The 20,791-nt window shown below is 70.1% G+C and carries 17 protein-coding genes; 9 read left to right on the forward strand and 8 right to left on the reverse strand.

The genetic code is table 11. The features are described from left to right. Nucleotides 1-18 precede the first annotated feature (18 nt). Nucleotides 19-192, reverse strand: coding sequence for a 50S ribosomal protein L32 (gene rpmF / locus ABQE89_RS17865; RefSeq protein ID WP_448418965.1), 174 nt, complete (start codon nucleotides 190-192; stop codon nucleotides 19-21). Between the two features lie 205 nt (nucleotides 193-397). On the opposite strand from rpmF, the gene ABQE89_RS17870 reads away from it, so the two are divergent. The 8 genes from ABQE89_RS17870 (at nucleotide 398) to ABQE89_RS17905 (ending at nucleotide 10,246) form a co-directional block, all read left to right on the forward strand. Then, nucleotides 398-2,122 carry an acyclic terpene utilization AtuA family protein gene (locus ABQE89_RS17870; protein ID WP_448418967.1) on the forward strand — a complete coding sequence of 575 codons (1,725 nt, stop codon included), beginning with the start codon at nucleotides 398-400 and terminating at the stop codon, nucleotides 2,120-2,122. Then, on the forward strand, nucleotides 2,119-3,270 hold the full coding sequence (locus ABQE89_RS17875) for an acyl-CoA dehydrogenase family protein (protein ID WP_448418969.1): 1,152 nt from the start codon (nucleotides 2,119-2,121) through the stop codon (nucleotides 3,268-3,270). The genes ABQE89_RS17870 and ABQE89_RS17875 overlap by 4 nt, the downstream gene beginning before the upstream one ends. Next, nucleotides 3,267-4,862 (forward strand): acyl-CoA carboxylase subunit beta, encoded by a 1,596-nt coding sequence (locus ABQE89_RS17880; RefSeq protein WP_448418971.1) that lies wholly within the window; start codon nucleotides 3,267-3,269, stop codon nucleotides 4,860-4,862. The genes ABQE89_RS17875 and ABQE89_RS17880 overlap by 4 nt, the downstream gene beginning before the upstream one ends. 79 nt (nucleotides 4,863-4,941) lie before the next feature. After that, the gene (locus ABQE89_RS17885; protein WP_448418973.1) at nucleotides 4,942-6,885 is read left to right on the forward strand and encodes an acetyl/propionyl/methylcrotonyl-CoA carboxylase subunit alpha; all 1,944 of its coding nucleotides are present in this window, start codon (nucleotides 4,942-4,944) and stop codon (nucleotides 6,883-6,885) included. Continuing rightward, a complete protein-coding gene (locus ABQE89_RS17890) occupies nucleotides 6,882-8,042 on the forward strand; it encodes an acyl-CoA dehydrogenase family protein (RefSeq protein WP_448418975.1) in 1,161 nt (386 codons plus the stop codon). Before ABQE89_RS17885 ends, ABQE89_RS17890 begins: the two co-directional genes overlap by 4 nt. Then, on the forward strand, nucleotides 8,042-8,809 hold the full coding sequence (locus ABQE89_RS17895; RefSeq protein WP_448418977.1) for an enoyl-CoA hydratase family protein: 768 nt from the start codon (nucleotides 8,042-8,044) through the stop codon (nucleotides 8,807-8,809). The genes ABQE89_RS17890 and ABQE89_RS17895 overlap by 1 nt, the downstream gene beginning before the upstream one ends. After that, entirely contained in the window at nucleotides 8,809-9,570 is a 762-nt protein-coding gene (locus ABQE89_RS17900; protein WP_448418979.1) for an SDR family oxidoreductase, read from the forward strand. The genes ABQE89_RS17895 and ABQE89_RS17900 overlap by 1 nt, the downstream gene beginning before the upstream one ends. A 94-nt stretch (nucleotides 9,571-9,664) precedes the next feature. Continuing rightward, complete coding sequence (locus tag ABQE89_RS17905) at nucleotides 9,665-10,246, forward strand: DUF1707 SHOCT-like domain-containing protein (RefSeq protein ID WP_448418981.1); 582 nt, start codon at nucleotides 9,665-9,667, stop codon at nucleotides 10,244-10,246. Between the two features lie 8 nt (nucleotides 10,247-10,254). On the opposite strand, the gene ABQE89_RS17910 is transcribed toward ABQE89_RS17905, so the two are convergent. Genes ABQE89_RS17910 through ABQE89_RS17935 form a run of 6 tightly spaced genes read right to left on the reverse strand, consistent with a single transcriptional unit; the run spans nucleotide 10,255 to nucleotide 18,070 of the window. After that, a complete protein-coding gene (locus ABQE89_RS17910; protein WP_448418983.1) occupies nucleotides 10,255-12,234 on the reverse strand; it encodes a vWA domain-containing protein in 1,980 nt (659 codons plus the stop codon). Further along, nucleotides 12,227-13,609: a sigma 54-interacting transcriptional regulator gene (locus ABQE89_RS17915; RefSeq protein ID WP_448418985.1), complete on the reverse strand. Its 1,383-nt coding sequence runs from the start codon at nucleotides 13,607-13,609 to the stop codon at nucleotides 12,227-12,229. The genes ABQE89_RS17910 and ABQE89_RS17915 overlap by 8 nt, the downstream gene beginning before the upstream one ends. 57 nt (nucleotides 13,610-13,666) lie before the next feature. Next, nucleotides 13,667-15,235, reverse strand: coding sequence for a bifunctional phosphoribosylaminoimidazolecarboxamide formyltransferase/IMP cyclohydrolase (gene purH, locus ABQE89_RS17920; RefSeq protein WP_448418987.1), 1,569 nt, complete (start codon nucleotides 15,233-15,235; stop codon nucleotides 13,667-13,669). Then, a complete protein-coding gene (gene purN / locus ABQE89_RS17925) occupies nucleotides 15,232-15,861 on the reverse strand; it encodes a phosphoribosylglycinamide formyltransferase (protein ID WP_448418989.1) in 630 nt (209 codons plus the stop codon). The genes purH and purN overlap by 4 nt, the downstream gene beginning before the upstream one ends. 10 nt (nucleotides 15,862-15,871) lie before the next feature. Next, nucleotides 15,872-17,188 carry a cell division protein PerM gene (locus ABQE89_RS17930; protein WP_448418991.1) on the reverse strand — a complete coding sequence of 439 codons (1,317 nt, stop codon included), beginning with the start codon at nucleotides 17,186-17,188 and terminating at the stop codon, nucleotides 15,872-15,874. A 57-nt stretch (nucleotides 17,189-17,245) separates the two neighbouring features. Continuing rightward, a complete protein-coding gene (locus ABQE89_RS17935; protein WP_448418993.1) occupies nucleotides 17,246-18,070 on the reverse strand; it encodes a DUF5336 domain-containing protein in 825 nt (274 codons plus the stop codon). 188 nt (nucleotides 18,071-18,258) lie between these two features. Here ABQE89_RS17935 and ABQE89_RS17940 point away from each other — a divergent pair, with 188 nt between their 5' ends. Continuing rightward, nucleotides 18,259-19,107: an LLM class F420-dependent oxidoreductase gene (locus ABQE89_RS17940; protein WP_448418995.1), complete on the forward strand. Its 849-nt coding sequence runs from the start codon at nucleotides 18,259-18,261 to the stop codon at nucleotides 19,105-19,107. Nucleotides 19,108-19,123: 16 nt separating this feature from the next. On the opposite strand, the gene ABQE89_RS17945 is transcribed toward ABQE89_RS17940, so the two are convergent. Then, nucleotides 19,124-20,653, reverse strand: coding sequence for an acetyl-CoA acetyltransferase (locus ABQE89_RS17945; protein ID WP_448418997.1), 1,530 nt, complete (start codon nucleotides 20,651-20,653; stop codon nucleotides 19,124-19,126). Nucleotides 20,654-20,791: the final 138 nt, after the last annotated feature.

The following is a 20,791-nucleotide window of genomic DNA, read 5'->3' on the forward strand; positions in this document are numbered from 1 at the left end:
GAGAGGCGCGCCGACGGGCTAGCCGCGGTCGAGGTCGATCAGGCCGAGCCGGGCGGCCTTGAGCAGCCGGCGCGGAACCTTGTGCTGCCGGCCGGCGACCGTGACGCTGACCAGCTCGGGGCGCTCGGCCTTCCACTGCGAGCGACGGCTCCTGGTGTTCGCACGCGACATCCTGCGCTTGGGCACAGCCATGATCGAAGTCTCCTTGTACAAGGGGTACCGCCGCGCATGGTGTGAGGCGCCGGCAATTGCCTCTCAGAATAGCGAACGACCTGCTCGCCTTCCAAAACCTCGCGATTTCGGTGCAGCTGGTCGCGCTCAGCGCTACTCGGCACGCCGAAATCCCCGATAGGCTAACCTACCGGTTGGTTGGGCCCGCGCATCGAAGGGAGGCTTCGTGACGCCTGCGAGCGCTCCGGTCCGTATCGGCAACTGCTCGGGCTTCTACGGCGACCGGCTGGCGGCGATGCGCGAAATGCTCACCGGCGGCGAGCTGGACTTCCTGACCGGCGACTACCTGGCCGAACTGACCATGTTGATCCTGGCCCGCGACCGAGCGAAGGCGCCCGACCGCGGCTACGCCAAGACATTTGTCACCCAACTCGAGGAATGCCTGGGTCTGGCGGTCGACCGTGGGGTGCGCATCGTGGCCAACGCCGGGGGGCTGAACCCGGCGGGCCTGGCCGCGGCGGTGCGCGCGCTCGCCGAGCGCCTCGGGCTGAGCGTGCGGGTCGCGCATGTGGAGGGCGACGACCTGCTGGGGCGCGCCGACGAGTTCGGCTTCGGCGACGCGCTGGCCGCCAACGCCTACCTCGGCGCATGGGGCATCGTGGACTGCCTCGACGCCGGCGCCGACGTCGTGGTGACCGGCCGGGTGACCGACGCGTCGGTGATCGTCGGGCCCGCCGCCGCCCACCACGGCTGGGGCCGCACCGACTACGACCGGCTGGCCGGGGCGATCGCGGCCGGCCATGTCATCGAGTGCGGCACGCAGGCCACCGGCGGCAACTACGCGTTCTTCGCCCGAGATTTTCCCGACCTCACGGCGTTACTCCACCCGGGGTTTCCGCTGGCCGAGATCCACGCCGACGGCTCCTCGGTGATCACCAAGCATCCGGGCACCGGCGGCGCCGTCACCGTCGACACCGTGACCGCTCAGTTGCTCTACGAGATCTCCGGCGCGCGCTACGCCAATCCCGATGCCACGCTGCGCGTCGACACGATCGAACTGGCCGACGACGGCCCCGACCGGGTGCGCATCACCGGGGTGCGCGGCGAGCCGCCGCCACCGACGTTGAAGGTGTCGCTGAACAGCATCGGCGGCTTCCGCAACGAGATGACACTGGTGCTCACCGGCCTGGACATCGAGGCCAAGGCCGAGCTGGTGCGCACGCAGCTCGAACACAGCCTGACCGTCAAGCCCGCCGAGATGGACTGGACACTGGCCCGCACCGACCACGTCGACGCCGACACCGAGGAGACCGCCAGCGCGTTGCTGCGTTGCGTAGTACGCGATCCGAACCCCGATCATGTCGGGCGTCAGTTTTCTTCGGCCGCAGTCGAACTCGCGTTGGCCAGCTACCCCGGTTTCCACGCCACCAGCCCTCCGGGCCAGGGCCAGGTGTACGGGGTGTTCCGTCCCGCATACGTCCCCGCGGCCGACGTGCCCCATGTCGCCGTGCACGCCGACGGCAGCCGTACCGACATCCCGCCCGCCACCGAGACCCTCGAACTCGCGGCGGTCCCGCCGTTCGCGCTGCCCGAACCGCTGGGCTTCGGCGAGACCCGCCGCGTGCCACTGGGCACCATCGCGGGCGCGCGCAGCGGCGACAAGGGCGGCGACGCGAACGTGGGGGTGTGGGTGCGCAGCGGGGCCGACGACCAGTGGCGGTGGCTGGTGCACACGCTGACGGTGGACAAGCTCCGCGAATTGTTGCCCGAGACAGCCGATCTGCGCGTCACCCGCCACGTGCTGCCCAACCTGCGGGCGGTCAACTTCGTCATCGAGGGGCTGCTCGGGCAGGGGGTGGCCTACCAGGCCAGGTTCGATCCGCAGGCCAAGGGGCTGGGCGAATGGTTGCGCAGCCGGCACATCGACGTACCCGAGGAGTTGTTGGCGTGAGCATCTGGCACACCCCGGAGCGGGAGCAACTGCGTAAGACGGTGCGCACGTTCGCCGAACGTGAGGTGCTGCCGCACGTCGAGGAGTGGGAACGCACCGGCGAGTTGCCGCGCGAGCTGCACCGCAAGGCCGGCGAGGCCGGACTGCTCGGCGCCGGCCTGCCCGAGGCCGCCGGCGGTGGCGGCGGTGACGGGGCCGACGCGCTGGTCATCTGCGAGGAAATGCATCAGGCCGGCGCCCCCGGCGGTGTGTTCGCCTCGCTGTTCACCTGTGGAATCTCGGTGCCGCACATGATCGCGTCCGGAGATCAGCGGTTGATCGACACCTATGTGCGCCCGACGTTGCGCGGCGAGTTGATCGGCAGCCTGGCGATCACCGAACCCGGCGGCGGCTCCGACGTCGGCCATCTGACCACCCGCGCGGTGCGCGACGACTCCGGCGACTACATCCTCAACGGCGCCAAGACCTACATCACCTCCGGCGTGCGCGCCGACTACGTCGTCACCGCGGCGCGCACGGGCGGGCCTGGTGCGTCGGGGGTTTCGCTGATCGTCGTGGACAAGGGCACTCCCGGATTTGAGGTGACCCGCAAGCTCGACAAGATGGGCTGGCGGTCCTCGGACACCGCCGAGTTGTCCTACACCGATGTCCGGGTGCCCGCGGCCAACCTGGTCGGCGCCGAGAACAGCGGCTTCCTGCAGATCGCGTCGGCGTTCGTCGCCGAACGCGTCGGCCTGGCCGCCCAGGCCTACGCCAGCGCGCAACGCTGTCTGGATCTGACCGTCGAATGGTGCCGAAACCGCGAGACGTTCGGACATCCGCTGATCTCCCGTCAGCAGGTGCAGAACACGCTCGCCGAGATGGCCCGTCGCATCGACGTGGCCCGGGTGTACACCCGGCACGTCGTCGAGCGCCAAATCGCCGGCGAGTCCAACCTGATCGCCGAGGTGTGCTTCGCCAAGAACACCGCTGTCGAGGCCGGTGAATGGGTGGCCCACCAGGCCGTGCAGTTGTTCGGTGGGATGGGCTACATGTCCGAGTGCGAAGTCGAACGCCAGTACCGCGACATGCGCATCCTCGGCATCGGCGGCGGCACCACCGAGATCCTGACCTCGCTGGCCGCGAAAACGCTGGGGTTTCAGGCATGACCGCGCTGCGCTCCGCCCTCGACCCCAACGCCCCCGCCTACGTGGAGGCGGCCGAGGCGATGACCGCCAAACTGGCCGAACTCGACGCCGAACACGCCAAGGCGCTGGCCGGCGGCGGGCCGAAATACGTCGAGCGGCATCATGCCCGCGGCAAGCTCACCCCGCGCGAGCGCATCGAGAACCTGCTCGACGCGGATGCGCCGTTTCTGGAACTGAGCCCACTTGCCGCCTATGGCAGCGACTTTCAGGTCGGTGCCAGCGTGGTCACCGGAATCGGCGCGGTCAGCGGTGTCGAGTGCATGCTGGTCGCCAACGACCCGACCGTCAAGGGCGGCACCAGCAACCCGTGGACGCTGAAAAAGGTGCTGCGCGCCAACCAGATCGCACTGCAGAACCGGCTGCCGGTGATCTCGCTGGTGGAGTCCGGTGGCGCCGATCTGCCCACCCAGAAGGAGATCTTCATCCCCGGCGGGCAGATGTTCCGTGACCTGACCCGGCTGTCGGCGGCCGGCGTGCCGACGATCGCGCTGGTGTTCGGCAACTCCACCGCAGGCGGGGCCTACATCCCCGGCATGTCCGACCACGTGGTGATGATCAAGGAACGCTCCAAGGTGTTTCTGGCCGGGCCGCCGCTGGTGAAGATGGCCACCGGTGAGGAGTCCGACGACGAATCGCTGGGCGGGGCCGAAATGCACGCCCGCACATCGGGTCTGGCCGACTACTTCGCCGTCGACGAACTCGACGCGCTCCGCATCGGGCGGCGCATCGTGGCCCGGCTCAACTGGCGCAAGCGCGGCCCCGAACCCGGCCCGGTCGCCGAGCCGCTGTTCGACACCGAGGAACTGCTCGGCGTGGTGCCGCCGGATCTACGGGTGCCGTTCGACCCGCGCGAGGTGATCGCCCGGATCGTCGACGGGTCGGAGTTCGACGAATTCAAGGCGCTCTACGGTTCGTCGCTGGTGACCGGTTGGGCCAGCCTGTACGGCTATCCGATCGGCATATTGGCCAACCACCGCGGGGTGTTGTTCAGTGAGGAGTCGCAGAAGGCCACCCAGTTCATTCAGCTGGCCAACCGCGCCGACACGCCACTGCTGTTCCTGCACAACACCACCGGATACATGGTCGGCCGCGCCTACGAGGAAGGCGGGATGATCAAGCACGGCTCGATGATGATCAACGCCGTCTCCAACTCCACCGTGCCGCACATCTCGCTGCTGATCGGCGCCTCCTACGGCGCGGGCCACTACGGCATGTGCGGGCGGGCCTACGATCCGCGGTTCTTGTTCGCGTGGCCGTCGGCCAAGTCGGCGGTGATGGGCGGCGCCCAGCTGGCCGGTGTGCTGTCCATCGTCAGCCGGGCCGCGGCCGAGGCCCGCGGCCAGGAGTTCGACGAGCAGGCCGACGCCGCGCTGCGCGCCGCGGTGGAGGCGCAGATCGAAGCCGAGTCGCTGCCGATGTTCTTGAGCGGCAGGCTCTACGACGACGGCGTGATCGATCCGCGGGACACCCGTACCGTGCTGGGTATGTGCCTGTCGGCCATCGCCAACGGCCCGATCGAGGGGACGTCGAACTTCGGCGTCTTCCGGATGTGAGCGCGATGTCAGCGATTTCGGCGTGGGTGGTCGCGGTGAGCGCGACTGAGCACGCCGAAATCGCTAAGGAGAGGCGCACATGATCACTCGAGTTCTGGTGGCCAACCGCGGCGAGATCGCCCGGCGGGTGTTCAGCACCTGCCGGCGCCTGGGCATCGGCACCGTCGCGGTCTACACCGACCCCGACGCGGACGCCCCACACGTGGCGGAGGCCGATGCGCGGGTGCGGCTCGACGGCAACAAGGGTTATCTGGACCCCGAACAGCTGATCGCCGCTGCACGCGCCGCGGGCGCAGACGCCATTCATCCCGGTTACGGATTCCTTTCGGAGAACGCCGAATTCGCCGCCGCGGTGATCGACGCGGGGCTGACATGGATCGGCCCGCCGGTGTCCGCGGTGGCCGCGATGGGCTCCAAGATCGAGGCCAAGAAGATGATGGCCGCCGCCGGTCTGCCGGTGCTGGCCGAACTCGACCCCGAGACCGTGACCGCCGACCAGTTGCCGGTGCTGATCAAGGCGTCGGCGGGTGGCGGCGGACGCGGTATGCGGGTGGTCGAGGACCTGGCCGCGCTGACCGACCAGGTCGAGGGGGCCCGGCGCGAGGCCGCCTCGGCGTTCGGCGATCCGACGGTGTTCTGCGAGCGCTACCTGGCCGCCGGCCACCATGTCGAGGTGCAGGTGCTCGCCGACCAACACGGCACCGTGTGGGCGGTGGGCGAGCGGGAATGCTCCATTCAGCGGCGGCACCAGAAGATCATCGAGGAAGCGCCCTCCCCACTGGTCGAACGCGTTGCCGGCATGCGGTCCAAGCTGTTCGACGCCGCGACGCTGGCCGCGACCGCGATCGGATACACCGGGGCGGGCACCGTCGAGTTCATGGCCGCCCCCGACGACTCGGGGGACTTCTTCTTCCTCGAGATGAACACCAGGCTGCAGGTCGAACATCCGGTCACCGAACTGACCACCGGGCTGGACCTCGTCGAACTGCAACTGCTCATCGCCGACGGTGGCCGGCTCGACGCCGAACCGCCGCCGTCGCGCGGATACGCCGTCGAGGCCCGCCTGTACGCCGAGGACCCGGCCAGGGGCTGGCAACCGCAGGCGGGCACGGTGCACCGGTTCGCGGTGCCCGGCGACGTGCGGGTGGACTCCGGAATAGCCGACGGGTCAACGGTGTCCATCCATTACGACCCGATGCTGGCCAAGGTCATCTCACATGCGCCGACCCGTCGGCAGGCCGCGGGCGTGCTCGCCGACGCGTTGGCGCGCGCCCGCATCCACGGGGTGCGTACCAACCGCGAGCTCCTGGTCAACGTGCTGCGGCATCCGGCGTTTCTCGACGGGGCCACCGACACCGCGTTCTTCGAGACCCACGGCCTGGCCGACCTCGCGGCGCCGCTGTCCGACGAGCGGGCGGTCACGCTCTCAGCGCTGGCCACCGCCCTCGCCGACGCCGCCCACAACCGCGCGAGCGCAACGGTTTTCGCCGCAGCGCCCAGTGGCTGGCGCAACCTGGCGTCGGGTCACCAGATCAAGCGCTACCGCGACACCCACGACGAGGTACACGACGTTCGCTACCGGTTCACCCGCACCGGCGTCGAGTTCCCCGACCACGACGATGTCGCACTCGTCTCGGCCACCCCCGGGCAGGTCGTGCTGGCCGTCGCCGGTGTCGACCTTCCGTTCGACGTGGCCCGTTACCAAGACGATGTCTTCGTCGACTCGCCGCTGGGCCCGGCCCAACTCGTCGCGCTGCCCCGCTTCGGTGACCCCGACGCGGCCGTCGCACTCGGTTCGCTGCTGGCGCCGATGCCCGGTTCGGTGCTGCGCGTCGGCGCCGCGGTGGGCGATACCGTCACCGCCGGACAACCGCTGGTGTGGTTGGAGGCGATGAAGATGGAGCACACCGTGACCGCCCCCGGCGACGGTGTGCTCGAAGAACTCAACGTCGAACCCGGCCAGCAGGTCGACGTCGGCTTCGTCATGGCCCGAGTCCTCGCCCACCCCGAAGGAGAGCAGTGAGCAGTTTCGTCGAGACCGAAGAACGCCAGGCGCTGCGCGAGGCCGTCGCCGCCATGGCCGCCAACTACGGCCAGGACTACTACCTCGACAAGGCCCGTGCCGGCCAGCACACCGACGAACTGTGGAGTGAGGCAGGCAAACTCGGCTTCATCGGGGTGAACCTGCCCGAACAGTACGGCGGCGGCGGCGCGGGCATGTACGAACTGTCGATGGTGATGGAGGAGATGTCGGCCGCGGGTTGCCCGCTGCTGATGATGGTGGTCTCCCCCGCGATCAACGGCACGATCATCGCCAAGTTCGGCACCGACGACCAGAAGAAGCGCTGGCTGCCCGGCATCGCCGACGGGACCGTCACGATGGCGTTCGCGATCACCGAACCCGACGCCGGGTCCAACAGCCACCGCATCACCACCACCGCCCACCGCGACGGCGACGACTGGATCCTGTCCGGACAGAAGGTGTTCATCTCCGGTATCGACCAGGCGCAGGCGGTGCTGGTGGTCGGCCGGACAGCAGACCACAAGACCGGAAACCTCAAACCGGCGCTGTTCATCGTGCCCACCGACACACCGGGGCTGAGTTGGACGAAGATCGACATGGAGTTGATCTGCCCGGAGAGTCAGTTCCAGGTGTTCCTCGACGAGGTGCGCCTGCCCGCGGACGCACTGGTGGGCGCCGAGGACGCCGCGATCGCCCAACTCTTCGCCGGCCTGAACCCCGAGCGGATCATGGGGGCGGCCAGCGCGGTCGGTATGGGCCGCTTCGCGATCGGCAAGGCCGTCGACTACGTCAAGACCCGTCAGGTGTGGAAGACGCCGATCGGCGCACATCAGGGACTGTCACATCCGTTGGCGCAGAACCACATCGAGATCGAACTGGCCAAGCTGATGATGCAGAAGGCGGCCTCGCTGTACGACCTCGGCGACGACGCGGGTGCCGCCGAGGCCGCCAACATGGCCAAGTACGCCGCGGGCGAGGCCTCGGTACGCGCCGTCGACCAAGCGGTCCAGTCGCTCGGCGGCAACGGCTTGACCAAGGAGTACGGCATCGCCGCGGCGGTGACCGCCGCCAAGCTGGCCCGCATCGCCCCGGTCAGCAGGGAGATGGTGCTCAACTTCGTCGCGCAGACCTCGCTGGGCCTGCCCCGGTCGTACTGATGGACCCGCTGGTCCGCTACTCCGTCGACGGCGCCGTCGCGCGGCTGACGCTGGACTCCCCCGGCAACCGCAACGCGCTGTCCACCGCGCTCGTCGACCAGTTGCACCAACGGCTCACCGACGCCACCGAGGACCGCGGCGTGCGAACGGTGGTGCTCGGCCACACCGGCGACACCTTCTGCGCCGGAGCCGATCTCGCCGAAGCCGCCGGGCGCGACCTCGGCGACGTCGCGGTCGACCGGGCCCGCGAGATGACGCGACTGCTGCGGCGCCTGCTGGAGTTGCCGGTCCCGGTGATCGGCGCGGTCGACGGCCACGTCCGCGCGGGCGGCCTGGGCCTGATCGGCGCGTGCGACATCGTGGTCGCCGGGCCGGCGGGCACGTTCGCGCTGACCGAGGCCCGCCTCGGCGTCGCCCCGTCGATCATCTCGCTGACGCTGCTGCCCAAGATGACCCCCAGGGCCGCCGGCCGGTACTTTCTGACCGGCGAGAAGTTCGGCTCGGCCGACGCGGCCGCCGTCGGGCTGGTCACCGTCGCGGCCGCCGACGTCGATGAGACGGTGGCGGAGCTGACCGCCGCGATCGCCAAGGCCTCGCCGCAGGGGCTGGCGGCGTCGAAAGCCTTGACGACGGCGCCTATTCTGGAGTCCTTCGACCGCCATGCCGAAACGCTCACCCGGCAGTCGGCCGAACTGTTCGTCTCCGAGGAGGCCCGCGAAGGCATGACGGCTTTCCTGCAGAAGCGTCCACCGCGCTGGGTCGGCTGATGCCGCGCACGGTTCTGGTCACGGGTGCGACCGGCACCCTGGGCCACCGGGTGGTTCCCGAAGCGGTCCAGGCCGGCCACCGGGTCCGGGCGCTGAGCCGCAGAAGCCATGTCGGATACACCGGGGTGAACTGGGCCCAGGCCGACCTGCTGGCGGGCACCGGGCTGGATTCGGCGCTCGACGGGGTGGACGTGGTGGTGCACTGCGCGACGCAGCCCACCGGCGGCAAGGACGTCGCGTCGATGCGCAACCTGATCGCGGCGGCGCGGCGGGCCGGGGTCGGCCACCTCGTGCACGTGTCGATCGTGGGCATCGACCGCATCCCGCTGCCCTATTACCGAACCAAGCTGGCCGTCGAACGCGAACTGGAGTCCTCGGGCGTCGGGCACACCGTGCTGCGGGCCACGCAGTTCCACGAGCTGATCCGCACCACGTTCGCGATCCAGCGGTTCTCCCCCGTGCTGTGGGCGCTGCGCGGGGTGCGGTTCCAGCCGATCGACACCCGCGACGTCGCGGCGCGCCTGGTCGAGCTGATCGACGCGGAGCCCGCGGGCCGCGCACCCGACATCGGCGGTCCGCAGATCTGTCCCCACGCGGAGCTGGCCGAGATGTATCGCGCGGCGCGGGGAAGCCGCCGCCGGGTGGTGTCGGCGCCGTTGCCGGGCCGCATCGTCGCGGGCTATCGCTCGGGCGCCAACCTGGTCCCGCAGAACCCGGTCGGCACGACGCGTTTCGCCGACTATCTGGCCCAGGCCGCGTAAAATTAGCCCGACTACATGCTTCGCCGAGGGCGCGGAGAGCACAGTTTGGCCAACGGCCTTGCATGTGCCAGCGTTCGTCGTAGGCTCGTCACTGATGAGTACCCCAGCGTCGCGAAACGGTTCGATGCGCGCTGCTGACACCGATCGGATTCAGGTGGCGCAGTTGCTCACCGATGCCGCCGCTCACGGCCGTCTGCGTCTCGACGAGTACGAGGAGCGGTTGAACAGGGCCTACGCCGCGCAGACCTACGACGAACTCGACCGGGTGTCGGCCGACCTGCCCGGGGCGTTCACCCGCGGTCGCAGCGGCGGCCCGGTGCGGCCCGCCCCGTCGACGGTGTTGTTCGCGCTGATGAGTGGCTTCGAGCGGCGCGGCAGGTGGAACGTCCCCAACCGCCTGACCACATTCGCGATGTTCGGTGGCGGCGTCGTCGATCTGCGCTACGCCGACTTCACCTCGCCCGAGGTCGAGATCCGCGCCTACTCGATTTTCGGCAGCCAGACCATCCTGGTGCCGCCGGAGGTCAACGTGGACCTGCACGGCCTGGGCGTGATGGGCGCTTTCGACCAGGGCGTCGAGGGCGACGGCGCACCCGGTGCGCCGTGCGTCCGGATCCGCGGCTTCTCGCTGTGGGGCCGGGTGGGCATCAGGCGCCTCAAGCGCAAGCCCACCTGAGCCACCCGTCAGCGGCGTCGCCGCGCGCGCAGATAGTCGCCGACCACCGCGGCGCCCAACCCGTCGAGGTCGGGCACGACCACTCGGCCCTCCACGCGCCGGGCCACCTGATCGATGAACCGCGCCAGGCCCGGATCGCTGCCCAGCCGGAAGATGGTGACCTGCGCCCCGAGGCTGGACACGTCGTCGAAACCCTTGACGGTGTGCGCGATGGTGCGCGGATGCGGCGGGTAATCAAAGAACACCATCGGGCCCTCGTCCGAACCCGTCGAGTAGTCCTCCAGGTGCGCGGTGGGCTCACCGTCGGTGACGACGAGCACCACCGGCTGGGCGTTGGGGTGGCGACGAAGGTGGCGGCCGGCCAGGGCCAGCGCATGGTGCAGGTTGGTGCCCTGCTCGTAGACGCCTTCGAGCCCGGTGAGTTCGGCGGCCGTCACCGTGCGGGCGTACCGGCCGAACGCGATGATCTGCAACGCATCTGAGCGGAACCGCGTGCTCACCAGATGGTTGAGCGCCAGCGCGGTGCGCTTCATCGGCAGCCAGCGGTTCTCCATCACCATCGAGAACGACGTGTCCACCAGCAGCGCGACCGCGGCCTGGGTGCGGGTCTCGGTCTCGGAGATCTCCACGTCCTCGACCGTGATCGACACCGGCAGCTCCGCGACGCCGGTACCCGCGCGGCGCAGCACCGCGTTGGTCAGCGTGCGGGTGACGTTCCACGGTTCGGTGTCGCCGAACGCCCACGGCCGCGTCGCGCCGGTGAGCTCGCCGGCGGCGCCCGCGCGGCGGGTGTCGCGCTCGCCGTGTCTGCCCGAGAGCTGCTGGGCGACATCGCGTAACGCCGTCTGCCCGAGCTGACGCATCGCCTTCGGGGACAGCCGCCACTGCCCGTCGGAACCGCGGTCCAAGAACCCCTGTTCCATCAGCGCGCGCTCCAACTCGGCCAGGGTCTTGGCGTCGACGGCCGCCTCGTCACCGAGCTGGCGGGCCAGCATGTCGAGGTCGACGTCCTCCATGGTGGCGCCCGCGTAGCTCTGCGACAGCGCCTCGGCGAGCTGTTCGAGCTCGGCGACGTCCTCGAGCGCCTCGGCGCCCTCACCCATGCCGAGCGGGTTGTCGCCGGAGAACCGCGACGAGCCCGTCCAGTCCTCACCCGGCCGCGCCGCCTGCAGATGGGAATCCAGGCGGCCCAGCGCATTCATCAGCGACGGCGAGCCGAACGCCTGCTGCGCCAACGCATCCAGTTCGGCGCGCTGCTCGGCGGACAGGCTGTTGCGGAACCGCTGCGCGGCGGCCGCGCGCTGAGCCAGCGAGTCCAGCAGCTCGTCGACGTTGCGCGGGTTCTCCGGGAAGAATTCCCCGTGCTTGTCCATGAAGTCTTGGAAATCCTGCTCGGTGTCCTCGCCGCGGGCGTGCTTGTCCAGCAGGTCGTTGAGGTCGTCGAGCATCTCGTTGACGCGCTGCCGGTCCTCGTCGGTGGCGTTCTCCAGCGCCTGCTTCATTCCGGCGAACCGTTGGTCGAGCATCTCGCGGCCGAGCAGATCCTTGATCTTCTCGTACGATTCGCGCGCCTCGGGGCTGCGCCACTGGTAGTCGCCGAGTTCCTGGACCGCCTTGGCCGGCGACGACGGCAGGTTCTCGATGCGCATCTCCTGGAACCGCGCATCGTCGTCGAGCGCCCGCGCGAGTTCCTTGCGCTCGGCCAGCACCGCCCCGTCGAGCAGCTTCTTGATCTCGGCGAGGGTGCCGTCGAGGTTGTTGCGCTGCAGCAGTTCCCGGCGACGCCGGTTGGCCTCCGCGGCCAGCCTGTCCGCACCGCGCATGCTGTTCGTGCCGCGCCGAAGCAGTTCGGACAGCGCGCGGCGCGGCGAGCTGCCCTCCATCACATCCTGGCCGATCTGCTCCAGGGCTTCGCGCAAGTCGACCGGGGGCGCCAGCGGGTCGGGCCCGCCGGTGTATCGCGAGTATCGCGAAATATGTTTAGCCATAAACGGTTTCGCCCTCGCCCGATTCCTTGTCGATCCGCTTCGCCAGATACAGTGCCTCGAGCGCCAACTCGACGGCGGCGGCGCGCTGACCGTCGGTCGTCGCGCCGAGACGTTGCTGGATCTCGGCGATCGCGGGCACCTCGGGAACCGCGGCCAGCACGTCGCGCGCCGACACCCGCTCACCGGTGGTGATCGCCGAACCGTTCTCGATCGCGACCACCAGCGGCCCGACGTCGATGCCGCCGAGCAGTCGCTGCGCGGTGTCGGCGGTGGCGCGGCGCAGCAGATGCTCGAGCACCGCCTGTTCGCGGCCCTCCTCGCCGGACTCGAATTCCAGCTTGCCGCGCAGCACGTCGACGATCGTGGCCAGATCGACCACCCGGGCCACCGGATCCTTCTCACCGAGCACCGCCGAGCGGTGCCGCGCGGCGGCCGCGACGGTCTCGGCGGCGGCGATCGCGAACCGCGCCGAGACACCCGAGCGCTGGTCGATCGACCGCGACTCGCGCAGATAGCGGGCGAACCGCGCCAGCACCGCCAGCAGGTACTCCGGGACCTCGGCGGACAGGTGCGCCTCCTGGCTGATGACGCCCACCTCGGCGTCGAGTTCCAGCGGGTAGTGCGTGCGGATCTCGGCGCCGAACCGGTCCTTGAGCGGGGTGATGATGCGGCCGCGGTTGGTGTAGTCCTCGGGGTTGGCGCTGGCCACCACCAGCACGTCGAGCGGAAGGCGCAGCGTGTAGCCACGGACCTGGATGTCGCGCTCCTCCATCACGTTGAGCATCGACACCTGGATGCGCTCGGCCAGGTCGGGCAGCTCGTTGACCGCGACGATGCCGCGGTGCGCCCGCGGGATCAGCCCGTAGGCGATGGTCTCGGGGTCGCCGAGGCTGCGGCCCTCGGCCACCTTGATCGGGTCGATGTCGCCGACGAGGTCGGCCACGCTGGTGTCCGGGGTGGCCAGCTTCTCGGTGTAGCGATCGCTGCGGTGGCGCCACGCCACCGGCAGCTCGTCGCCCAGTTCGGCGGCCCGGCGCAGCGATTCGGGGGTGATCGGGCGATAGGGGTGTTCGGCCAGTTCGGCGCCGTCGATGACGGGCGTCCACTCGTCGAGCAGCCCGGTCAGGGCGCGCAGCAACCGGGTCTTGCCCTGCCCGCGCTCACCGAGCAGCACCACGTCGTGCCCGGCGATCAGGGCGCGCTCCAGCTGCGGGATCACGGTGTCTTCGAAGCCGAAGATGCCCGGCCACGGGTTGGCGCCCTCGGCCAGCGCGGCCAGCAGGTTCTCCTGGATCTCCTGCTTCACGCTTCGTTCGCGGTGGCCGGATGCCTTCAGCTCGCCGACGGTGGAGGGCAGATCATGCGGTTGAGTCACGACTCCAAGTTACGCAACTGCGCGCGCGGGTGTGCCGCAGGCCGACAGACGGCCGCCTCAGTGTGCGAAGTGGCGAGCCCCGGTCAGGTAGAGCGTGATGCCCGCCTCGGCCGCGGCGGCGGTGACCTCCTCGTCGCGCACCGACCCGCCGGGATGCACCACCGCCGCGACCCCCGCCTCGGTCAGCACCTGCAGCCCGTCGGGGAACGGGAAGAACGCGTCGGAGGCGGCGACGGCGCCGCGCACCCGGTCACCGCCGCGTTGCACGGCCAGCCGCGCGGCGTCGACCCGGTTGACCTGGCCCATGCCCACGCCGACGGTGGCGCCGCCGGCCACCACCACGATCGCGTTGGACTTCACCGCGCGACAGACCCGCCACGCGAACTTGAGCTCGGCCAGCATCGCCGGGTCGGCGGCCGAACCGGCGGCCAGCGTCCAGTTCGCCGGGTCGTCGCCGGGGGCGGTGAACTCGTCGCGCTGCTGCAGCAGCAGGCCGCCGCTGATCTGACGGAACTCGGTGGCCCGCCGCTGCGGTTCGGCCGCCACCAGCACCCGGATGTTCTTCTTGCGGGCCAGCACCTCCACCGCACCGGGCTGGTAGGCGGGCGCGATGATCACCTCGGTGAAGATGTCGGCGACGGTCTCGGCCATCTCCACGCTCACCTCGGTGTTGGCCGCGATCACCCCACCGAACGCCGAGAGCGGATCGCACTCGTGTGCCTTTCGGTGCGCGTCGGCCACCGACACCGACGAGACCGCGATCCCACACGGGTTGGCGTGCTTGATGATCGCCACACAGATGTCGTCGTGGTCGAACGCGGCACGCCAGGCGGCATCGGCGTCGGTGAAGTTGTTGTAGGACATCGGTTTTCCGTGCAGCTGCTCGGCCTGCGCCAGCCCCGGCCACGCCGAGTCGTCGCGGTAGAGGGCGGCCTGCTGGTGGGGGTTCTCGCCGTACCGCAGCACGGCTTCGCGTCGCCACGTCGCGCCCAGCCACGGCGGCAGCGGCTGCGATGCGTCCTCCGGCGCCACCACCGAGGTCATCCACGACGCCACCGCGACGTCGTATTCGGCGGTGTGCCGAAACGCCAGGGCGGCCAGCTTCTGTCGCTCGGCGAGGGTGAAACCACCGGCCCGCACCGCGGCCAGCACACCGTCGTAGCCCAGCGGTTCGACAACGACCGCGACGCTGGGATGGTTCTTGGCCGCGGCGCGCACCATCGACGGCCCGCCGATGTCGATCTGCTCGACACACTCGTCGACACCGGCGCCGGAGTCGACGGTCTGGGTGAACGGGTAGAGGTTGACGACCACCAGTTCGAACGGCGCCACCCCGAGGTCGGCCAGCGCCGAAACATGTTCGGCGTTGCGCTGATCGGCGAGCAGGCCGGCGTGCACGTGCGGGTGTAGGGTCTTGACCCGGCCGTCGAGCACCTCGGGGAAGCCGGTGACCTCTTCGACGGGCGTGACCGGAACACCGGCGTCGGCAATGGTTTTCGCGGTCGAGCCGGTGGACACGATGTCCACGCCCGCGTCGCGCAGACCGCGCGCCAGATCGGCGATTCCGGTCTTGTCGTAAACGCTGATCAACGCGCGCCGGATCGGCCTGCGGCCGTCGTCTGTCATCCCAGATTCGCCTTTCGTCCAGTCCAGGTCACGCCGCGGGTCGCCAGCGTCTCGAGAACGTCCACCAGAAGCCGCCGTTCGACGACCTTTATCCGCTCGTGCAGGGTGGCCTCGTCGTCGTCATCGAGAATCGGCACGGCCTGCTGAGCGATGATCGGCCCGGTGTCGGTTCCCGCGTCGACGAGATGAACGGTGCAGCCGGTCACCTTCACACCGTGCTCCAGCGCATCGGCCACCGCGTGCGCACCGGGAAAGGCGGGCAGCAGCGCGGGGTGCGTGTTCACCACGCGGCCGGGAAACCGAGAAAGAAACCGCGGGCCAAGGATTTTCATGAACCCGGCCGAGACAACCAGATCGGGCTCATAAGCGGCGGTGGCTTCGGTGATCGCGGCGTCCCACGCGTCGCGGTCGGCGTGGTCGCCGAGGCGGACGGTGAACACCGGCACATCGGATGCGGTCGCGATGTCCAGCGCCGCGCAGACGCGGTCGGTTCCGACCGCCACCACCCTGGCCGGATAGTCACCGACCGCCGCCGCCAGCACCGAGGCGAGCAACGATCCGGTACCGGAGGCCAACACCACCACCCGTGCCGGTGCGCTCGGTGGCACACGAAGCGGTTCCTGCACGCCTGGCAGCCTAATCGGCCTCGTCATCGTCCATGTCGTCGACCATGAAGTGGTCCTCGACTTCTTCGATCGCCGGCGGCGGCACCTCAGATTCCGGCCCGGGTTCCGGCTCGGGTTCGGGCCCCGCCTCCGGCTCGGGCTCCGGTTCGGGCTCCGGTTCGAGTTCCGGCTCGGGATCCGGCACGGCCGGCTTGGCCGGCCTGCGGGTGATCCCGCCCGTCATCGCCACCGTCAACGCCCCGATGCCGGCGAACCACAAGAAGACGGCGGGCGCGAAGGTGGTCTGGTCGATGCCGACGTGGCCGAAGTTGCCGAGGCGCCCGCTGCCGGCGGCACCGAGCACCGCCATCGTCACCGCGGCCAGACCCGCCGCCACCACGACCTTGCCCATCGCCGGGCCCAACGGCATCGGCCGTCGGGCGGACTGCTGCCCGACCGCCACCGCGGCGGCCGCCGCGACGATCAGCAGCGCCACCCACACCGGTCCCAGCGGTGGCGTCGGCGCCGCGGCCAGCACCGGCAGCGCCGGGACATCGCCACCGAACACGGTGAACGCGCTGAAGGTGGCCAGCCCGACATGGGCGCTGGAGCCGACGGCGACCGCGGCGGTGCCGACCATCACGTTCGGGATGTACAGCACCGACAACACCGTCAGGCTGAGCTGTCCGAACACCGAATCGGTGATCGAGTACAGATCGTTCATCGTCGCCCAGTGCACGACCATCGAGCCGGCCATCACCACACCGGAGAGCCCGAGCAGTGCCAGCACGCCCGCGGCGGCGGCCCGCAGCGCGTCGGGCAGCCACCCCGGCAGCGGCGACGCGGCCAGCAGCCGCCCACCGACCCGAGATCCGACCCCCAGCGCCGCCCCGACCGCGTGCACGGCTGCCACGCCGCCGAACGCGGCCAGCGCGTTGGGGGTCTGCAACTGCGTGAGCACCGAGGCGGCGTCGTGGACGACGGCCAACGAGATCGCCGCCAACAGCAGCGGCCCGCCCAGCGCGGCTGCCGCCACCCAACGCGTCACGAACCACGACGCCTGCGGCGAGGTGGCCGCCGCCGTGGTGCGCGCGGTGCCCCACACCATCGCCAGCATCGGCAGCAACGGCATCACGCCCAGCTCGGCGCCGCTGATCGAGACCGGCACCAGGTGCACGCCCAGCCACATACTGGCGATCGCACCCGGCGCACCGGTCATGTCGCTGTTGGCGATGAGCAGCTGCAGCAGCACGACGGCCGCGACGACGCCCAGCGCCACGATGGACGGCCCGAAGGCGACCCGGAGCAGGTCACGCGCCTGGCGTGTGCCGACTGGTCGGTCTTCCACTAGTTGGGCCGCTCCTCGCGCAAGCTCAGCGCGCGCAGTTCACGCGCGCGGCTCAGATTACGACGGCGGCGGAGCAGACTGCGCGGAAGGCGACGGCGATTCCTGCTGTGTGGGCGTCTGAGGAGACTGGGCAGGAGTCTGGGTGGTCGGCGCGGAGTTCGACGGCGGCTGCCCGTAGGCGGGAAAGCCGGTGGGCGGGGTCGGTGGCCCGCTCTGCTGGCCCTGCTGCGGACCCGCGTTGTAGCCGCCCGGGTAGCCGTACGGGGACGGATAGCCGGGGCGCTGCTGGCCGGGGCCCTGCTGCTGGTGCGGACCGCCGTGGGAAGGCTGGCCGTAGTAGCCGTACTGGCCGTACTGCTGGTCGTACTTGGGCCGCGGCGCCGGCGGTGTGATGACACCGGCGTCGTACAGCAGCGCGGCGACCGCGACGACGGACTGCAACACCGTGAACGCGATGATCAGGTACAGCCCCCAGTCGGCCGACACCCCGGCCGGCGCGGTCAGCACGATCGCGATCACCAGCAGGAAGCTCAGCACCGACAGCGCCGCGATGACGCCGGGCGCCACCCGTTGCCTGGGCAGCAGCGCGACGCCGGCGAGCAGCCCGGCCAGGATCGCCGCGGTGATCCCGATGTCGAGCAGGCCGGGCGTGAAGAAGTCGGTGCTCGCGGTGAACAGCGGACCGAAGCCCGCCAGATACACGGCGAGCCCCAGAAACGCCACCGCCGCGGTCAGATACATCGGCAGTGCACTCGGGGCCTGCGGGGTCGAAGCGGTGTCGGGGGACCTGCCGAACTGTTGGGTCGGCGCGGCGAACTGAGTGGTCGGCTGCTGCGCCGGCGGGTATCCGGGGCTACCGGGCGGGCCTGGGGGATACGTCATGACCTCTCCTGTTCTGGGCGGGCTTGAAGACCCACGCTAGCGCACGTGGACGCACTGCGACGCGCGCACGTCTGCGACCTCCGAATCCCGTTCTGGCTCATCGCTTTCGCTCACCGGCGGCGCCGCCGCGGGCGGCGGTTTGCCACCCCGACGTTGCCCTTCTGACTAGAACACGTTCTAATTCCTCTATGGACTACGGGCTCGTACTCTTCACCAGCGACCGGGGCATCACTCCCGCGTCGGCCGCCAAACTCGCCGATGACCACGGCTTCACCACGTTCTATGTGCCCGAGCACACCCACATCCCGGTCAAGCGCCAGGCCGCCCACCCGACCACCGGCGACGAGACGCTGCCCGACGACCGCTACATGCGCACCCTGGATCCGTGGGTGTCACTGGCCACCGCCTGCGCGGTGACCTCGCGGGTGCGGCTGTCCACCGCGGTCGCCCTGCCCGTCGAGCACGACCCGATCTCGCTGGCCAAGACCATCGCGTCGCTGGATCACCTGTCCGGCGGCCGCGTCTCACTCGGCGTCGGATTCGGGTGGAACACCGACGAGTTGGCCGACCACAAGGTGCCGCCCGGGCGCCGCCGCACGATGCTGCGCGAATATCTGGAGGCCATGCGGGCGCTGTGGACCGAGGAGGAAGCCGCCTACGAGGGCGAGTTCGTCAGCTTCGGCCCCAGCTGGGCGTGGCCCAAGCCGGTGCAGGCCCACATCCCGGTGCTGGTCGGGGCGGCGGGCACCGAGAAGAACTTCAAGTGGATCGCGCGCTCCGCCGACGGCTGGATCACCACACCTCGCGATTTCGACATCGACGCCCCGGTCAAGCTGCTGCAGGACATCTGGGCCGGCGCCGGCCGCGAAGGCGCCCCGCAGATCGTCGCGCTGGACTTCAAGCCGGACCCCGACAAGCTGGCCCGCTGGGCCGACCTCGGCGTCACCGAGGTGCTGTTCGGCCTGCCGGACAAGCCCGAGGCCGAGGTCGGTTCCTACGTCGAACGTCTGGCGGGCAAACTGGCCACGCTGGCCTAGACTCGGCGCCCTTTGCTCACCGAAGCGACGCGCGGTTGCCGTGTTCGGTGCTGCGCACCGTGATCGCGGCGCCCAGCGGATCGCCCTGCGACATCAGCGCCACCAAGTCCTGCTCGACGGTGGTGGCCATGAACCGTGCGCCGTCGGCGTCGAGCCTGCCGACGATGATCCCGGTGGTTTCGGGCCAGTCGTAGCGCACCGAGTACGTCTCGACGGTGGCCGCGCCCTCGGGCTCCTTGACCACGTCGACGGTCGGCAGCGCGGCGATTTGCGCGTTGAGTTCGGCGCTGCGGTCGGCGCGCCACTCGGCGGGCTCGGTGGAGTAGATGCCCACCGAGTACTTGCTCAGGATGCCGCCGTTCGCGCCGACGAGGCCGAATTGCCCTGGTCTGTCTCGCATCTGGACCACAGTCTCGGCGATGGCGTGCAGCGAGTAGCTGTTGCCCGGGCCGCCGAAGTAGGGCAACCCTCCAGTGAGGGTCAACCCGCGCGCGTCGTCGCCGTCGATGCCGAGCGCCTCGCACATGACGAACACCGGGAACGGGAAGCAGCTGTAGAGGTCGAAGGTGGCGATGTCGTCGGGCCCGATGCCGGCGAGCCGCAGCGCTTCTTCGGCCGCCAGTTTCACCGACGGACCGGCGCCGAGATCGCCGCGGTCGAGCAGGGCCTGCTCGACGAGGTCGGCGTGGCCGTGCACGTAGACCCACTTGTCTTCGGGCACGCCGAGCCTGCGGGCCGCCTCGATCGACGTCAACACCGCGGCGGCACCCTGGTTGACCTGGTCACGGGCCACCAGCAGCCGCGGATACGGCTCGCAGATCATCCGGTTGTCGGCGGTGACGGTGACGATCTCGTCCACCGACCGCTCCACCGGCGATGACGAAAGAGGGTTCTTGGCAGCCACTTTCGACAACGGCGCGAACAGCTCGGCCATCTCGTGCCGATAGTCGGCGACACTGCGGCCCAGCCGGGCCCGTCGCGCGTTCTCCAGCAGCCCGTACTGCACCGGCGCGCCGGTCAGGCCGTGTCGGATCGTGTAGTCGTCGATGTAGCCGAAGATCTGGTGGCCGCGGTCCTCGAGCTGCCCCTCGACGTGCTCGGTGAAGTCGGGCTTGTCCTCGCGGTCGGCGAAGTACCGCGCCGTCGACCCGGGCTCGGAACCGACGATCATCACGACGTCGGCCTCACCCGCGGCGATCCCGGCACCCGCCTCGGTGACCAGCTTCTGCGGGCCTTGTCCCCCAACGGGTTCCAGCACCACCCGAGCCGGGTCGCCGCCGAGCCGGTTCATCACCGAGCGCGGATAGTTGTTCGACTTACCCAGCGCCGCCGGCATCGGACCGGAGATCTCGAACTGGCGCAGCGCGAACACCGTGTCGATCGCGGACGCCACCGCGGCGGCGCTCACGCCCGTGTCGGCCAGCGCCTCCTCGGCGGCCGCGGTCGCGAGGTCGACCGCCGACATGCCCCGGTAGCCGGGGTCGTCGATGCGTTCGGTGAACTGGCCGACGCCGACGAGTACCGGGGTGCGGGGATCGACCGCCATGAGCTCACCTTTCCCTTTTTCGCGAGCGTGCATGTCTGAGGGCGACACGCCGCGAAAAGTGCGGAGTCTGCGCACGCTCACCACCGCGGACGAGCTAGTTCGACAGGCTAACCGATGCGGCTTCGGCCACGCCAACCA

The sequence above is a fragment of the Mycolicibacterium sp. XJ1819 genome, assembly GCF_053483675.1.

Coding starts and splice junctions, on each gene's coding strand:
- ABQE89_RS17935 (WP_448418993.1), bottom strand. CDS start 18,070: ATGACGTATCCCCCAGGCCCGCCCGGTAGCCCCGGATACCCGCCGGCG.
- ABQE89_RS17905 (WP_448418981.1), top strand. CDS start 9,665: ATGAGTACCCCAGCGTCGCGAAACGGTTCGATGCGCGCTGCTGACACC.
- ABQE89_RS17900 (WP_448418979.1), top strand. CDS start 8,809: ATGCCGCGCACGGTTCTGGTCACGGGTGCGACCGGCACCCTGGGCCAC.
- ABQE89_RS17885 (WP_448418973.1), top strand. CDS start 4,942: ATGATCACTCGAGTTCTGGTGGCCAACCGCGGCGAGATCGCCCGGCGG.
- ABQE89_RS17910 (WP_448418983.1), bottom strand. CDS start 12,234: ATGGCTAAACATATTTCGCGATACTCGCGATACACCGGCGGGCCCGAC.
- ABQE89_RS17945 (WP_448418997.1), bottom strand. CDS start 20,653: ATGGCGGTCGATCCCCGCACCCCGGTACTCGTCGGCGTCGGCCAGTTC.
- ABQE89_RS17880 (WP_448418971.1), top strand. CDS start 3,267: ATGACCGCGCTGCGCTCCGCCCTCGACCCCAACGCCCCCGCCTACGTG.
- rpmF (WP_448418965.1), bottom strand. CDS start 192: ATGGCTGTGCCCAAGCGCAGGATGTCGCGTGCGAACACCAGGAGCCGT.
- purH (WP_448418987.1), bottom strand. CDS start 15,235: ATGACAGACGACGGCCGCAGGCCGATCCGGCGCGCGTTGATCAGCGTT.
- ABQE89_RS17895 (WP_448418977.1), top strand. CDS start 8,042: ATGGACCCGCTGGTCCGCTACTCCGTCGACGGCGCCGTCGCGCGGCTG.
- ABQE89_RS17940 (WP_448418995.1), top strand. CDS start 18,259: ATGGACTACGGGCTCGTACTCTTCACCAGCGACCGGGGCATCACTCCC.